The organism is Rhizobacter sp. SG703 (assembly GCF_012275445.1).
In the GTDB taxonomy this organism is placed as follows: Bacteria; Pseudomonadota; Gammaproteobacteria; order Burkholderiales; family Burkholderiaceae_C; genus Rhizobacter.
Map to the genome: position 1 here is coordinate 132046 of NZ_JAAZQK010000007.1, position 14565 is coordinate 146610.

Below are 14565 nucleotides of genomic sequence, written 5' to 3' on the forward strand. Positions count from 1 at the left end.
GCCTCGGACGAGGCCGAAAATCTCATGGAAAAACCCATCTCCAAATCCACCGTGTTCGGCGTCGGTGCCGCACGCTTCGGCGACCTGGTCTACGTCATCGGTCGGGACCGCAGCCTGGATCAGCAGCACGTCGAGCACTCCCGGCTGATCGGCTTCGACGGCGGCAAGTTCGGCCACATGGGCGATCGCAACTGGACTGCCACGGCGATTGCCATTGCAAAGCGGCCCAGCGAACGGATGGTGGTCGTCAGCGAAGAGGGGGCGGTGTTCACTTACGCTGCGGGCAAGCACACCGAAGAACAACTGACGCCCACGCCCAGCGTGATCCGTTCGGCCGGTGTCGTCGACGGCCTGGTCTATGCATGCGGCATGAAGCGCCAGGTCTACCGGCGTGACGAAGAAGGTCGTTGGACCGACATCAGCGCACCCGCGCCCGCCCCTGGAACCAATGCCGGCTTCGAGGCCATCGGCGGTTTCGCGGCAACGGAGGTTTACGCGGCCGGGTGGGCCGGAGAGATCTGGCGCTGGAACGGCGCGGCCTGGACATCCCTCGGCTCGCTGACCAACTACATCCTCACCGCGCTGTGCACCACCGACAACGACGTCGTCATCTGCGGCCAAGGCGGCAGCCTGCTGCGCGGCCGCGGTCAGCAATGGGATCTCGTCGACCTGGGGGATTTCGCCGAAGACCTGTGGGACGTCGCCTGGTACAAGGGGCAGCTCTACATGAGCAGCATGACCGATCTGTTCGTGTTGACGGACGACGGCCTGCAGTCTGTCGACTTCGGAGCCGACCGCCCAGCCACGTTCTATCGCCTGACGCAGGCTGAAGGTGTCCTGTGGTCCATCGGGGCTTCGGACATCTTCTGCTTCGACGGCAGTGCCTGGAAGCGCATCGACTGATGTCCGCGCTGCCCGCCTCCGCCTCGACGTTTCAGAGAGGGTCCGTCTCGGTCGTTCTGCAGCAGCATCTCGAAGACGCCGCGGTGCTGCGCTCGACACGCTCGTCTCTGGTCCGCGCACCGCACATTCGCCTCCATCACCTGCGACGGCTCGATGACCGGTTGGCAGCGCACCTGGATGGGGTGGCAGAGGCTGGCGCAGACGGGGCGCGGTTGAGCCTGCAAGCCCTGGAGCAACCAAGCACCGGCGCGATGTTCACGGCCGGTGTCAACGTCATCCGGCACCAGGACCTGCCGAGCCTCGAAACGCTGCTCGCCATCGCGGAGGTCGAGCCGGCCGCCATGGTCGGCCTGATTTCAGCCTTCGGCTGGGTGGCCGCCAGCGAGTTGCGAGGGATCGTCCGCAACCTGCTGGACTCCGCCAGCGCCGCTCGACGCGACATGGGCCTGGCCGCATGCCGACTGCATCAGGTGGACCCTGGGGCGGCCCTGGACACTGCGCTGTCCAGCGGGCAGTACACCGCCAGGGCGCTCGCCGCGGCAGGTCAGTCGGGCCGCTCGGAGCGGCTGCCGGCGTGCCTGGACGCCTTGACCACGGCGAACCCGGCATTGCGGCTTGTTGCTGCCCGCTCCGCCCTGTTCCTGGGCGACCGCACGGCTGCCATGGAGGCATTGTTGTCCCTGATGCGCATCCCCGGCCCCGAACAGGCCGTGGCCGCCGGGTTGTGGCTGAGGGTCGCCGCAACCGACCAGGCTTCCGACTGGCTGCGCGGACTCGCCAGGGAGCCGGGGCAAAGTCGGCTTCTGATTCGCTCCATTGCGGCGGCAGGGGATCCGTTCTATGTGCCGTGGTTGATCAAGCAAATGTCCGACGTCGGGCTGGCGCGCCTTGCTGGCGAGTCGTTCAGCATGATCACGGGGCTCGATCTTTCGATGCTCGACATGGAACTCGACGCACCGGCCGACGCGGAGCCGGGGCGTGACGAGGACGCCGGCGACAGCGATGTCGCCTTGGACGAGGACCTCGGCCTGCCGTGGCCGGACCCATCGAAGATCACTGCCTGGTGGCAAATCCACGGGTCGGGCTTCGTTGCGGGCACGAAGTATTTCGTCGGTGCATCCCCCAGCTCGGCACATTGCCTGTCCGTGCTCGGTACAGGCTTGCAACGTCAACGTCGGTCGGCGGCAGAGTATCTTTGCCTGATGAATCCGGGAACGGCCTTGTTCAACACCGCGGCGCCCGCGTGGCGGCAACAACGGCTGCTCGCATCGATGACGGTTTGAGGGCGATCGCTGCCCCTTGCGCGCCCGGTCCGGCATCGCGCCCGCACAGGCCCCGTGCAATACTCCCCGCGGCCCCTTGCGCGGCTCACCAGAACACCCAGGAAGACCCGATGCCCCCCATCGACGCCAAGCTGATCCTCGCCATCCTCGGGCCCGCCTTCCTTGTGCTCGGCCTGGCACGCTGGCTCACTGCCGGCCGCGTGATCCCGCAGGCCAAGGCCTGGCTGCTGGTCGGCGCGATCTTCTCGGCGGTGGCCACGTGGTTGTGGTGGCAAGCACTTTCTTCACACGGATGACGGGGTGAAGCGGTTCTGATCCGCCCCCGGCTCGGGGCACAATCTGCCGTTCGCCCCAGCGGCGCCGCCCGCACCCGGGCGGCCCCCGGCTGCCGGGCTCCGCTCACTTCGACTGAAGATGGAACGCATGATCGCAACCACTGATCGCACGGCACCGTCCCGCCTCGCCGGCACGGCTGCCTTGATGACGGCCCTGGTCGCGGCGCTGGCGCTGTCGGCCTGTGCCACCAAACCGGCCGAGCCTCCCCCCGAACCGCCGGCCGCCACGCCGGCCCCCGCCCCCGCGCCGGAACCGCCGCCGCCGCCGACCCCGGCGATGCAGGCCCAGTCGCAGAAGGTCGCGCAAGGCGTCGTCGAACTGCTCGAGGCCGGCAACGAAGAGCAGGCGCGCGCCGAACTGCAGCGCGCGCTGACGCTGGATCCGGCCAACAAGCTGGCGCTGAACCTGCAGAAGCAGATGACCGAAGACCCGCAGGCCACGCTCGGCCGCGAGTCGTTCCCGTACGTGGTGCGCTCGGGCGACACGCTGTCGCGCATCGCCGGGCGCTTCCTCGGCGACATCTACAGCTTCCACATCCTCGCGCGCTACAACAACATCAAGGTGCCGCGCCAGGTCGGCGAAGGCACGACATTGCGCATCCCCGGCAAGGCGCCCCCGCCCGAGCCGACCCGCCCGCCGCGGCCGTCGCCGGCCAGGCCGGAACCGGCACCCGAACCGGCACCGCCGCCGGTGGCTACCGCGCCGGTGGCGCCGGCCGAACCTTCAGCAGGCGAGAAGGCGTTCCGCGCGGCCGAGGCCTCGGCCAAGGCCGGCAACCTGGAACGCGCACTGGCCGACTACAAGCAGGCGGCCAGCCTGGGCGTGGCCGCGGCCGGACCGAAGGCGGACGCGACCAGCAAGCGGCTGGTCGACACGCACTCGCGCAATGCCCGCTCGGCGCTGGCGCGCCAGGACCTGGACGGTGCGGTGAAGTCCTGGGACAAGGTGCTCGAGCTCGATCCGTCCAACGAGACGGCCAGGCTCGAACGGCAGAAGGCCCTCCGCCTGAAGGAAAAAGTCAACGCGCTCTGAGCTGCTTCGGCGGCGTAGGAAATGCCCTACGCCGCTGCGGCATGCCGTCCGATTCTCGCGACCGGTCATGCCGGGGACTCTTGGTGTCACGCAAGCCACGACATGACATCAAGGAGGAACCCATGCCCCAGGAAGCCCAGATCATCGGCAAGGTCGAGTACCGCGAAGGGGACGGCCAGGCGATCGAGATCCGTCCCGGCCCCATCGAGGTCGAGACCACCCTCACCGACGCGACGCTCAGTTGGGTCGACGGTGACACCCACGGCTCCACCGCGATCCCGATCGGCGATTTCCAGCGCTACGTGGCGCGCGGCACGATCGAGCTGAAGCACTAGCCGGGTCGCTGGCCGGCCACCGAGCGCCGTCCGTACAGCTCCAGCAGCACCTCGCTGACGTTGCCGAGCAGCAGCCGCGCGACGCCGTCCGCATAGAAGTTGAACTGCGTGCTGACGCGGTAGTGGGTGCGCATCGTCAGGCGGGTGCCGCCGCGCTCGGGCTGCAGTTCGAAGGCGGTGTCGTGCAGGTCGAAGTACAGGCCGCCGATGCGCACGTGGTCGTCGAGCGCGCCCGACGGCACCGAGTCGTCGGCGAAGCGGTAGGTCCACGCGATGCGGCGCGGTGGTTGCCAGTCGGTGATGTCGGCATCGAAGTGAATGCCCTTGCCCATCCGGAAATGCTGCACACGGCCGCCGGCCGATCCGGTGATGCCGGACTGCGGCGGCGGCACGCCGATGCGGTAGGCCCAGCCGCGTTCGACCTCCGCGGCCTGGATGTCCGGCAGCTGTGTCAACTGCTGCCACACCACCGCGGCGGGGGCTGCGATCCACAGGCTGCGTTCGATGCGGCTGTGTTCGTCCTGCAACGCGGTGCCGGGCACCAGTCCGCCGAGCAGCAACGGCAACGCGCCGACCACATACAGCGTGGGCCGCGGCCAGCCGGTGACGCGGCAGGCGACGCCCATCAGCAGCCCGCCGACGCTGCCGAGCACGCCGAACAGCGGCGCGATGACGATCGCGCAGATCAGCCCTTCGATGTTGATCAGCAGCGTGCCGAGGACGAACAGCCCGGTGGCGAGGAACGGCGCCGCGATGCAGTAGCCCCAGGAGCACCGCGCCTCGCGCTCGGCGATGTAGACGGTGACCATGCCCACCGCGATCGGCGCGAGGAACACGAAGGCGCCGGCCATCGCCGACCACCGGCTGCCGGCCGCGCCGGAGAACGCCAGCCGCAGCACGATGCCCGCCAGCGCGCCGGCGAGCACCGGCCAGCGGTAGCGGTACGGAAGGTGGCCGGCGCTCATCGGGTGTGCGCGATCCACAGCAGCACGGCGAGCACGCCGATCGTCAGCTTCTGCGCCAGCGAGACGGTGCGCGCGAAGCGGGCGCGCCACTCGATGCGCGGCTCGGGCGGGCTGATGCGCAGGCCTTGCGCCAGCGCAGTCGGGCTGCGGCCCAGCAGGGTCGGCAACGCATTGGTCGCCGGCACGCTGCCGCGTTCGAGCAGGTGCAGCGTCTCGGGGCTGAACGACTTCTGCGGCAGCACGCCTGCCACGCGGGCTGCGAGCTTCATCAGCGGCATCGGCACCGGCAGCCACAGCGGCTCGCCAAGACCAAGTGCGGTGCGGTAGCCGGCGAGCATCTCGCGATAGCTGACGGGCTCGGGACCGCCGAGCTCGTGCACCACGCGCAACGCGCCGCGCTGCTCGACCAGCCGCGCAATCGCCTCGGCCAGCTCGTAGACATGCAGCGGCTGCAGGCGCTGCGTGCCCCGCCCCGGCAGGCTGACGGCCGGCAGCGCCGCGAGCGTCGCGAACAGCGCCGCACTGGCGCTGCGCGGCCCGTACACCAGCGACGGGCGCAGCACCGCCCAGTCGAGCGGCAGCGTCGCGAGCAGGTCGTCGGCGAGCAGCTTGCTGTGCAGGTACTGGCTGTCGATGCCGCCGGGTCCGACGCCGAGCGCCGACACCTGGATCACGCGCCGCACGCCGGCCAGCGCCGCGCCGCGGAACAGCTCGATCGGCCCCTGCGCATGCACGCGCTCGAAGCGCTGCCCGCGCGAGGGCTTCAGGATGCCGACGCAGTTGACGACGGTGTCGACCTGCGCGTCGCGCAGCCGCTCGGCCCAGCGCCGCGGTGCCACCGGGGTCGAGAAATCCAGCAACCAGCGCTCGCGCGCCGCGCCCGGTCGGCGCGAGGCTTCGACGACCTTGTGGCCGCGCGCACGCAGCGCATGGACGACGGCCGCACCGATGCAGCCGGTCGATCCGCAGACGAGGACCTTCATGACGTACTCCTTGGAATGCAGGGCCCGGGCCGCGCGGTATCGAGCACGCGAGCGGCCTCGGGTTCGAGCGCCTGAAGCCCGGCGCGGGGCGGCAAGGTGGCCGGCAGGCTGATGTCCCACACCAGGCCGAGACGGTGCAGCGCGCACAGCACCCACCAGCCGGGATCGGCCTGGCCGGGGTAGAGCCCGAGGCGGGCCGAGCCGGGAAACGCGTGGTGGTTGTTGTGCCAGCCCTCGCCGAAGGTGATGAGGCCGCAGCCGCGCACGTCGTGGCCTTGCACGCCGGCCCCGTCGACATGCCAGCTGCGGGGGCCGACGCGGTGCGCGAAGTGGCCGATCATCCAGTGGCCGGTGAGGCTGACGACGCAGCGCAGGCACACGCCCCACAGCACCGCGCCGATGCCGCCGAGCGCGAAGAACAACAGCGCCCATGGCAGCTGCTGCAGCAACCAGTGCCGCTCGATCCACATCAGCACCGGGTCGTCGGCCAGGTGCCCGGGCAGCTCGAAACGCGGCGGGCGGACCAGGCGCAGTTCGCAGTGCAACTGCCACCAGGCGTCGACGAAGAAACCGCGCCGGTGCGCGAAGAAATCGTGGCAGCGCGTTTGCCGCTGGGCCCAGTCGCGCAGGTCGTGGGTGCGCATCATGCCGACCGGCCCGGCCATGCTGACCAGCACGCCGAGGTAGACCAGCCCGCGTTCGAGCCACAACGGGCAGGCGTAGGCGCGGTGGATCAGCCGCCGGTGCATGCCGAGCGAATGGCCGAGGCACAGCGTGACGGCGCTGCTGGCGAGGAACAGCGCGAGCCCGCTCCAGCTCGGAAACACGCCGACGGCCAGCACGCCGCCGGCGGCCATCGCGAACCACCACAGCGAACGCGCCGGGGCCCAGGCCACGCGGCCTTCGACGGCGCTGGCGCGCGCATCGGCATGGACAGTGGTGACGTCATTGCGCATGGCGATGGCTCCGCGATCAGCGGGCACGGCGATCGGCGCAGCGGCCATCGCGACAGGCCCGCGGGTCCAGCGCGGCGCGACGCGCACGCCATGCGCGGATGCCGCGCACCAGCGGTGCCGCGGTCGCCGAAATCGCATGGCGGTGGCGCGCGAACCACCGGTAGCTGGTGTCGAGCGCCGGCTGCAGCGGCGCCCATTGCAACGGCCGCCACATCCAGCCCAGCCCGACGGCCTCGTAGGCGAGCCGCACGACATGCACGCCGCGCAGCCACTGCCCGTCGCCGGTCAGCCCGTGGATCTCGGCGTCCATCGCCTCCCGCGTGGTGCCCCATGGCGAGGCATCGAAGCCCGACGCGCTGATGTCGACGAACACCAGCCGACCGTCGGCGTCGCGCTCGCGCAGCGAGTCCATCTCGAGCGAACACACCGGGCAGGCGGCGTCGTAGAAGAGGGTCAACGGGTAGGTGATGGCGGCCATGGTGGGTGATCTCGTGTGTTATTTACGTCAGTAATTTCTGTTTATAGAGAAATACAAGATCAAAAAAATGGGGCCCTCAAGGCCCGAGCAATTGAACCGGATTGACCTCGTCGGGTGCCGCCGCGCTATCGCGGCCGAGCAGCTTCTTGATCTTCGCGCCGAGCTTCAGCACCTTGGTCAGCGTGTCGGTGTCGAGTTTCAGCATCTCGTCGCTCCAGGCGGTCAGCGTGACCAGCAGTTCCTGCGTCTCGCGGATGCGCAGGCGGGCCTCGGCCGGGTCGCGGCTCAGCGCCGGATCGGCCAGCAGCTCGTTCAGCACCTCGATCGTCGGCGCGATCTCTCGACGTTGGCGCTCACGCACCACGGTGCGCAGCAGCTCCCACACCTGGGTCGAGGTCTCGAAATGGTCGCGCCGGTCGCCGGCCAAGTGCGTCAGCTTGATCAGGTTCCAGCCCTGCAACTCGCGCAGGCTGTTGCTGACGTTGGAGCGCGCGACGTCGAGCGTGTCGGCGATTTCCTCGGCGTGCATCGGCCGGCCGGTGATGAACAGCAGCGCATGGATCTGCGCGACCGTGCGGTTGACGCCCCAGCGCGTGCCCATCTCGCCCCAGTGCAGCACGAATCGGGAAAGGGTCGGCGACAGGTTCATGCGGCGGACTCTAGGGCCGCCTGATATTTCTGTCAATGCAGAAATTGAAAAATCAATCGACCGGCGACGAAACGATCCAGCCTTCGAGCGGATCGGCATCGGCCGGCCTGCCGAAGCCCGGTTGCGCGGCCGCCCACGCGGCCTGCATCAGGCACAGCACCGCGTCGAGCCGGTCGCCCGATGCATCGGCCACCAGCGCATCGCGCTGCGCATGCGACAACCGCAACCGCAGCCCGAGGCGCGAGCGGCCCTGCTCCAGCGCATCGAGCAGGTCCTTGCGGGCGATCAGGCGATCGGGGGTCTGGCGCGCCTTGTCGTCGGCCTTGTACGAGCGCCGGCCGATCAGCTCGCGCGCCAGCAGGCCGGGGTAGCCCTCGAGCGCAACGCGCTGCGCATCGCCGGCGTGCAGGCCCGGCAGGTCGACGCCGGCATCGATCAGCAGCGGCACGCCGGCATGCAGCATCAGTGCGACCGGCGGGTTGACCCATTTCATCGACGGCGACGAGCCGGCCGGGCCGTCGGCCGCGCGGTGCGCGAACTTCGCGCCGACCGGCCGCGCATCGCAGAAGGCCGCGAAGCGCGTGCGGATCTCGTCGCGCGACAGCCCGGCGTAGTGGCGCATCAACGGCAGCCAGTCGAGCGGCCAGCCCAGCGCCTGCACCAGCTCGCGCGGCAGGCCGAACGGGAAGTCGAAGGCCGCGAGCCACGGGCCGGGCGTGCGAAGCCAGGTGGAGAAGCTGTCGAAGTGCTCGTGCGCGTCGAGACGATCCAGCTTCACGACGGCATGGGCGAGGTGGCCATGCGCCACGGTGATCGGCTTGCGCCGTGTCGGCCGGCTGGTGAAGTCGACGCCGGCCAGCGGGCAAGCGGTGTTCGGGAGGGAAGCGAAGGTCATGAGGTGCCGGACAGGTCGGTCTCGCACTCTAGCGGCCCCCGGGCAGGCCATCGCGCCACGTCCGGTGCGAAGCGAACGTGTATCAGCCCGCGGCCAGCCCCACCACGCCCATCGCAATGCAAGCCGCCCCCACGATGCGCGTGCCACGCTCGCCCTCGCCCAGCAGCCGCCCGCCGAGCAGCGCGGCGAACAGCATCGACACCTCGCGCGCCGGCGCCACGTGCGACAGCGGCGCGAGCCGCGCCGCGTACAGCACGAGCACATAGCCGAGCGGGCTGATCACCGCCAGCACCAGCGCGTGCTTCCACAGCGCGCGAGCCGACGTCACGAAGGCCTCGGGCCGCCGCAAGGCCGTGGGCAGCATGAACGGCACCCGCAGCAGGTTGCCAAAGTAGTCGATCAGGATCGGCGAGATCAGCATCACCTTGACCGAGTAGCCGTCGATCAGCGTGTACAGCGCGATCATGCAGCCGGTGGCTGCGCCGTAGCCGAGGCCGGCCATCACGCGCTGCCGCTGCACCGGGTCGTGCGCGCGTGCCCACAGCGACGGGCCGCCGGCGATCAGGAACACGCCGCCGGTGACCGCGAACACACCCAGCACGCCGCCTGCACTCATGTGCTCGTCGAGCAGCAGCAGTGCACCGAACGAGCTGATCAGCGGCCCGGTGCCGCGCGCCACCGGGTACACCACCGTCAGGTCGCTCGCCGCATAGCCGCGCAGCAGCACGTTGAAGTACACGAGGTGGGCCATGCCGCTCGCGAAGACCAGCGCCCATTCCTTGCCGCCCCACAGCGGCACCGCGCTCCAGCCGACCCAGATGCCGACCGGCCCCCACAGCACCAGGATCATCAGGCTGCACAGCAGCGCGAAGCGGCTGTCGCCGCCGGCCTTCTTCGCGACCAGGTTCCAGGCGGCATGCAGCAGGGCGGCGATCAGGACGAGGCAGAGCGCGAACAGGGACATGGAGACGACGGCGCAGGCGAGGCAAAACCCGCATTGTCACCAGAGTTGCCAGCCTGGCCGGCACGGCCCGCCGCGTCACGCGCGCAGCTCGAGTGCCTCCGCCAGCACGCGGTCGAACAAGGCCATCAACGCGGGCTCATCGAATTCCACGAGGCGCGCGCGGGCCCACGGCGAGAATCGGCCGCGGTCTGGTTCGACGGCCCCGATCAGCGTTCGTCGGAGGGCGCGATGCCGATGCGTTCGCAGGCAGGCGGATCACGTCTCAGAATGACGGCAACGGTGTCATTGCAATTCCTCTTGTGCGCTGTCGGCCGCCGTCTCCCCGATCATCTCGACATCCGGCGTTTGACCGACACGCGTCGAGTCGCCCAAACGCTGCATCGCGCGCGTCAGCTCGTCGCTCAAAGCTTCGTTGTCTATGCCCGCCTTCATTGTCTCCAGCAGCGCCCTGTCCGCCGGTTGCAATGCAATCGCCTGCGCGACCGCGTGGCCGCAGACGAGTGCCGCAACCTCCTGTTGACGCACGACGTCGCCTCCGGCCGCATGAGCGCTTCGCAGCATCTGTTGCGCGAAGTCCCACGCGACGAGCCCGACAACGTTCGGCCGCAAGGCGCAGGCTCCCCGCTTCAGCAACAGCTTCACCATCTCGGCTCCGCCGGCCTCTATCGCCAGGATCAATCCATTCTCCAGACCGTGAGACGTACCGAACTGCGCGCCCGCCTTCAACAGCCGTTTGACGCCCCGTACGTCGAGGTGCGTGCAGGCCATCATCAGCCATCTCGAGCCCTGGTCTGCGGAGGCCGCGATGCTTTGCGTGTTCAGCCAGCTTGTCAGGGCCAGCGTATCGCGATTCTTCAGCGCGTCGTCGATCATGCGCATCCGCAGCATCGTCTGCATCTGCGTTGCCGTGGGCGCGTCGACGGCGTTGCTGTAGAGCTCGGCGATTAGCGCCATGTTGCGCTCATCAAGCGGGCCGCACAATGCCATGTTCACGGCGCCGAGACACAGGTTGCGATGGCGTTCGGGGAACCATTCGCGCACGTCGGTGCGCTGCAACAGTGGAGTCAGTGTCTGAAGGTCCCGGCGGGCGATTGCGGCTTCCACATCGAGTTCCCATCGCGCTTGGTGCAGATGCAACTTGGGAAATGCGGGATCGTTGACGCGGCGGAGCGAAGATTCAGCGACCACGTCGTTGGCGTAGTACCTGCCGCCATGGTGATAAACGATTCTTTCGTTGGGCTGCAATCCGCGCTCGGCCGCCTGGTTTTCCGTCAGCAGGCAATCGGATTCGATCCTGTCGAGCAGGTGGCCGAAAATGATCTTTCGTCTGGCATACGCTATCAGATCCTGCGGCGTCCCATCCCCGACCAAGCACCGCCACGCAGCACGAAGTTCACCGTCAAGAATCGGGCCGGCATCCTTTGCCTGCTGCTTCAAGTCCTCCCACCGCTGCGGCAGCGGATCTCCCGGCGACCAGCTTGACTCCACGATCAGGCCATCTGCGCTGCTGAACCTGCCGTCCTCCGCCAGGAAGGCCTCAGGGTTGATCCATTGATCGTGAATCACCATGGCGCCGTCCTTCATGACGACTCGCGCGAACACATGATCCATGCTCGGTGACCAGACAAGCTCGACGCGATCGCACCGCGGATTCGCCTGACTCGCGTAGTGTTCGATCAAGATCGCTCGCGTCGCCTCGGCTATCGACCCGCATTGCCTCGCACCCTCTCGCAGGGCTTGAAAAAGCCAGCCTTTGGTGCCTGGATCTGATACTAGAAATGCGCGAGAAAGCAACCAGTTCGACTTGCCGTTCGATGTGGCGATGTGCTGCATCACATTGCCGGAATCGCGTGAAAAGCCTTCGCCGAGCTTTCTTTTCACCATGGGAGCCAGCTGCACGGAATGCATGGCGTCATCGCTCACGTCCACGATCACATAGACGGGGTCCCGCCCGGTCGTCGCCTTGTAGTGGCTGACACGCCGATCCCACAGATCCTCCACCTTGCCCTTCACGATGGCACTGGCCGGCTCGCTCGGCCCTTGCGCTTTGTCAATGATCGCGTTCAGCGGCACACGCGGGTTGTTTCGGTAAGACGCGGAGGCGGGGTACTGCATGGTTCACGCTCGTGACGATGAAAGGGTTGGATGGCATGCCGCTCGTTCGCAGTGGTCGCGCGAGACCGGCCTCGCCAAGGTATCGCGGTGAGTGGTCATCGCGGCGCCGCGGTTCCCACCGCGCACGCCGGCATGTGTTCCGGTTGCAACGCCCCCGAGCCAGGCATTCCGATCCGTCTTTCGCCTCACATACCCGGCGCCGCCCGCCTTGTCATCAAGGTCAAACGCTGGGAAGCAGGTCGACAATGCTTCGGTGCCCGCTCTGCACCGCGTACATCTGCGCCGTCATGCCAGCTTCGTCCTTCTGGCCGGCGGACGCGCCACGCGCCACAAGCACCTTGACCATCGGAACCGCGCCTTGCATGCACGCCCGCATCAACAGCGTCTGTTCGTATGCCCCGCGCTCATCGACCTTGGCTCCTGCATCGAGCAACATCCCGACCAGGCGCGTCGCGGCCTCTCCAACGCAATTGCCAACGAAACCGAGCCCCGCCGAAACGAGCGGCGCCACGTCGGTCGTCCTCATGGCGAGGAGCACTTCCATCAGTGCGGGGTTGTCCGCACGACAAGCACTTCCGAACAAGTCTCTCCAGCGCTCAACGGGCAATTCAGTGCCGGCGTCGATCAGTGCAGTGACGACCTGCCGATTGATCGGCGAGGCCGAGAGCGCCAACCCGAGCATCTGCTTGAAGACAGGTTCGACGTCGCTGCGACCTTTCCGTCGGGCCAGAGCGAGCAGGCGTTCGCCCGACGGCGTCGGCGGACATGGACAGCCATGCATCAACAGCAGGTGCACGATGCTCCAATGCCCTTCCGATGCGACCAACATGGGCAACGACATGTTCGGCGGAACACAAGCTGCGACCGAAGCGCCCTGCTCCTCGCCCGCGTCGAGAAGGATCTGCGCCAGGTCAGCCGTGCCCCGCAAGCAGGCTCGCGCCAGCGGCGTCGCTCCATCACGGTCAAGCGAGTCGAGCGGAGCTCCGGCATTCAGCAGAAGGCGGGCGATGCGCCCCCTCTGATGATCGGGCCAACTGTGGTCGATCAACCTGGTCAGTTCTGCGCTCAGCGCAAGCCGGTGACCCGGCTGCCCGCGCACTTCGTCGTTGGCATGCATGAGCAAGAGCTCGACGGCCGCCGAGTCCAGCCGCGTGCAGAGCGCGTTCAGTGCGTTTCCCCATTCCTGCAACGCCATCCGGCCGACGTGGCCAGCCGCAAGCGTCGCCACGAGGTTGGTTTGGTTCAGGCGCAGCTCACTTTGAAGCAATGCTTCCCGAGCCGACAGCAGCACCAGGTCCGGGTTGTGACTTTCGCCGGTCTCTTCACACACATACACAGGGCGGCGTCCGATCCTGTTGTCATACGCCGTGCCGAGCGCAGACAGAACATTCCACTGCCGCTGAAGCTTGCCATCGAGCCAATCGGCCACGTGGCAGTTCAATCCCAGATCCGGACTGACCGGCGCGTCCTCGGACATCGAGGCTTTCAACAGGCCGAGTGCGATGCCACTTTCTTTGAGTTGCGTCCATGGGCAGGTCGGGCTCGAGCCTGGGTACCAGGTCTCGCGCTTCACGGGGGCACCGAAGCACAACAAGGCCGCATCCTTGGCCAGCAGGCTGCGCCTGTCTGGAGTCCAGGCGTCGACGACGACTGCGTGCTCGCCATCGCCGATCTGCACCCATTCGTGAGCATCGTTCGTCACCCTGTGCACAGGCTGCCATTGATCCTGCGGGACATCGGCCAAGGCGCCGTCGTACCAGTGGATCACCATTTTGAAGATGACCGCGCTCAGGTTGTTGCACACGCCACTGTCCACGGCAACAGCTGCCAGCGCACGCTTTTCAGCGGATGGTTGGGACAACTCCGCGTAGGCCAGCCTGGTTCTCTCGGCCGGGCGTCCGGCATGCAGCGCATTGCCCCATCTCTGGTTGGCAGGAGCCGGCGTCATCACCTGCGGAAATTCCGCCAGGGCAAGGTCACCCACCTGCAGCGCCGTCATGACCTTCGGCTCGACGGCTTCGATCTCGTACGTCGGGGCACGACCGGTGGTCGCCTGGTACCAGCTGGCCCGCGCTTCGTGATAGCACACCTCTGCGTCGACCCGCATTTCCAAGGGCTGCTGCAGCGCTGCGTATCGTGATTTGAAGGAAGAGTTGTGCATCGCGCCGCCGCCCGTCAGACCCGCATTTCGCCGTGCAGCGGCTCGCGCGCATCGGGCTCGGGCAGCGGCTCGCGCAACCAGTCCCGCACGGCACTCGCCGCAGCCAGCAACCTGTCGAACAAGGCCACGACACCCGCTTCGTCCAGCTCAGCCAGTCGCTGGCGCGCCCACAACGAGAAACGACCGCTGTCGGCCTGCACCGAACCGATCAACGGCGGGTGCTCGGCGGTGAAGCCGTTGGCCGACAGAAGCGGCAGCAGCCGCTGTGCGTCACCGGTGTCGACCAGCTCGGGCAGCTCGGCGATCACCACCAGAAATCCCGGCTGATGCCCGAGCAACGCAACGGTCAGGCTCTCATCCACCATCAGCGTGACCACCAGGCGTTGCGGGTCCCTGGATTCGGCCATGCCCATGCGCGCAAGCAAGGGGCGGATGACGTCTTGAAATTCCGTCGCAGCACTTGCATCCATCAAGCAACTCCTGGTGAGGATCGAATGCGATGAGGCCGCG

General features: G+C 67.9%; 15 protein-coding genes. 5 read left to right on the forward strand and 10 right to left on the reverse strand.

What is annotated here, in order from left to right:
- Positions 1–24: 24 nt before the first annotated feature.
- The 5 genes from FHT26_RS29970 (at position 25) to FHT26_RS16235 (ending at position 3889) form a co-directional block, all read left to right on the forward strand.
- Positions 25–903, forward strand: coding sequence for a beta propeller repeat protein (locus FHT26_RS29970; protein WP_246867930.1), 879 nt, complete (start codon positions 25–27; stop codon positions 901–903).
- Positions 903–2186 carry a TIGR02270 family protein gene (locus FHT26_RS16220; RefSeq protein WP_168561159.1) on the forward strand — a complete coding sequence of 428 codons (1284 nt, stop codon included), beginning with the start codon at positions 903–905 and terminating at the stop codon, positions 2184–2186. Before FHT26_RS29970 ends, FHT26_RS16220 begins: the two co-directional genes overlap by 1 nt.
- Before the next feature lie 110 nt (positions 2187–2296).
- A complete protein-coding gene (locus FHT26_RS16225) occupies positions 2297–2482 on the forward strand; it encodes a hypothetical protein (RefSeq protein WP_056815283.1) in 186 nt (61 codons plus the stop codon).
- Positions 2483–2609: 127 nt separating this feature from the next.
- A complete protein-coding gene (locus FHT26_RS16230) occupies positions 2610–3554 on the forward strand; it encodes a LysM peptidoglycan-binding domain-containing protein (protein ID WP_168561160.1) in 945 nt (314 codons plus the stop codon).
- Positions 3555–3676: 122 nt separating this feature from the next.
- A complete protein-coding gene (locus FHT26_RS16235) occupies positions 3677–3889 on the forward strand; it encodes a hypothetical protein (protein ID WP_056815275.1) in 213 nt (70 codons plus the stop codon).
- Here the strand turns inward: FHT26_RS16235 and FHT26_RS16240 are convergent.
- From FHT26_RS16240 to FHT26_RS16285, 10 genes are all read right to left on the reverse strand, one after another.
- The gene (locus FHT26_RS16240) at positions 3886–4854 is read right to left on the reverse strand and encodes an SRPBCC family protein (RefSeq protein ID WP_168561161.1); all 969 of its coding nucleotides are present in this window, start codon (positions 4852–4854) and stop codon (positions 3886–3888) included. The genes FHT26_RS16235 and FHT26_RS16240 overlap by 4 nt on opposite strands.
- Complete coding sequence (locus tag FHT26_RS16245; RefSeq protein WP_168561162.1) at positions 4851–5837, reverse strand: NAD-dependent epimerase/dehydratase family protein; 987 nt, start codon at positions 5835–5837, stop codon at positions 4851–4853. The genes FHT26_RS16240 and FHT26_RS16245 overlap by 4 nt, the downstream gene beginning before the upstream one ends.
- Positions 5834–6793 carry an acyl-CoA desaturase gene (locus FHT26_RS16250; RefSeq protein WP_210427440.1) on the reverse strand — a complete coding sequence of 320 codons (960 nt, stop codon included), beginning with the start codon at positions 6791–6793 and terminating at the stop codon, positions 5834–5836. Before FHT26_RS16250 ends, FHT26_RS16245 begins: the two co-directional genes overlap by 4 nt.
- A gap of 16 nt (positions 6794–6809) precedes the next feature.
- The gene (locus FHT26_RS16255; protein WP_168561163.1) at positions 6810–7271 is read right to left on the reverse strand and encodes a thiol-disulfide oxidoreductase DCC family protein; all 462 of its coding nucleotides are present in this window, start codon (positions 7269–7271) and stop codon (positions 6810–6812) included.
- A 76-nt stretch (positions 7272–7347) separates the two neighbouring features.
- Complete coding sequence (locus tag FHT26_RS16260) at positions 7348–7920, reverse strand: GbsR/MarR family transcriptional regulator (protein ID WP_168561164.1); 573 nt, start codon at positions 7918–7920, stop codon at positions 7348–7350.
- A gap of 52 nt (positions 7921–7972) precedes the next feature.
- Complete coding sequence (locus FHT26_RS16265) at positions 7973–8815, reverse strand: DUF429 domain-containing protein (protein ID WP_168561165.1); 843 nt, start codon at positions 8813–8815, stop codon at positions 7973–7975.
- Positions 8816–8897: 82 nt separating this feature from the next.
- Positions 8898–9779 (reverse strand): DMT family transporter, encoded by an 882-nt coding sequence (locus tag FHT26_RS16270; protein WP_168561166.1) that lies wholly within the window; start codon positions 9777–9779, stop codon positions 8898–8900.
- A gap of 282 nt (positions 9780–10061) precedes the next feature.
- The gene (locus FHT26_RS16275) at positions 10062–11894 is read right to left on the reverse strand and encodes an ankyrin repeat domain-containing protein (RefSeq protein ID WP_168561167.1); all 1833 of its coding nucleotides are present in this window, start codon (positions 11892–11894) and stop codon (positions 10062–10064) included.
- Positions 11895–12114: 220 nt separating this feature from the next.
- On the reverse strand, positions 12115–14055 hold the full coding sequence (locus FHT26_RS16280; RefSeq protein WP_168561168.1) for an ankyrin repeat domain-containing protein: 1941 nt from the start codon (positions 14053–14055) through the stop codon (positions 12115–12117).
- Positions 14056–14069: 14 nt separating this feature from the next.
- Positions 14070–14525 carry a CesT family type III secretion system chaperone gene (locus FHT26_RS16285; RefSeq protein WP_168561169.1) on the reverse strand — a complete coding sequence of 152 codons (456 nt, stop codon included), beginning with the start codon at positions 14523–14525 and terminating at the stop codon, positions 14070–14072.
- Positions 14526–14565 lie beyond the last annotated feature (40 nt).

Coding starts and splice junctions, on each gene's coding strand:
- FHT26_RS16235 (WP_056815275.1), top strand. CDS start 3,677: ATGCCCCAGGAAGCCCAGATCATCGGCAAGGTCGAGTACCGCGAAGGG.
- FHT26_RS16265 (WP_168561165.1), bottom strand. CDS start 8,815: ATGACCTTCGCTTCCCTCCCGAACACCGCTTGCCCGCTGGCCGGCGTC.
- FHT26_RS16275 (WP_168561167.1), bottom strand. CDS start 11,894: ATGCAGTACCCCGCCTCCGCGTCTTACCGAAACAACCCGCGTGTGCCG.
- FHT26_RS16255 (WP_168561163.1), bottom strand. CDS start 7,271: ATGGCCGCCATCACCTACCCGTTGACCCTCTTCTACGACGCCGCCTGC.
- FHT26_RS16220 (WP_168561159.1), top strand. CDS start 903: ATGTCCGCGCTGCCCGCCTCCGCCTCGACGTTTCAGAGAGGGTCCGTC.
- FHT26_RS16230 (WP_168561160.1), top strand. CDS start 2,610: ATGATCGCAACCACTGATCGCACGGCACCGTCCCGCCTCGCCGGCACG.
- FHT26_RS16250 (WP_210427440.1), bottom strand. CDS start 6,793: ATGCGCAATGACGTCACCACTGTCCATGCCGATGCGCGCGCCAGCGCC.
- FHT26_RS16285 (WP_168561169.1), bottom strand. CDS start 14,525: ATGGATGCAAGTGCTGCGACGGAATTTCAAGACGTCATCCGCCCCTTG.
- FHT26_RS16270 (WP_168561166.1), bottom strand. CDS start 9,779: ATGTCCCTGTTCGCGCTCTGCCTCGTCCTGATCGCCGCCCTGCTGCAT.
- FHT26_RS29970 (WP_246867930.1), top strand. CDS start 25: ATGGAAAAACCCATCTCCAAATCCACCGTGTTCGGCGTCGGTGCCGCA.
- FHT26_RS16240 (WP_168561161.1), bottom strand. CDS start 4,854: ATGAGCGCCGGCCACCTTCCGTACCGCTACCGCTGGCCGGTGCTCGCC.
- FHT26_RS16225 (WP_056815283.1), top strand. CDS start 2,297: ATGCCCCCCATCGACGCCAAGCTGATCCTCGCCATCCTCGGGCCCGCC.
- FHT26_RS16280 (WP_168561168.1), bottom strand. CDS start 14,055: ATGCACAACTCTTCCTTCAAATCACGATACGCAGCGCTGCAGCAGCCC.
- FHT26_RS16245 (WP_168561162.1), bottom strand. CDS start 5,837: ATGAAGGTCCTCGTCTGCGGATCGACCGGCTGCATCGGTGCGGCCGTC.
- FHT26_RS16260 (WP_168561164.1), bottom strand. CDS start 7,920: ATGAACCTGTCGCCGACCCTTTCCCGATTCGTGCTGCACTGGGGCGAG.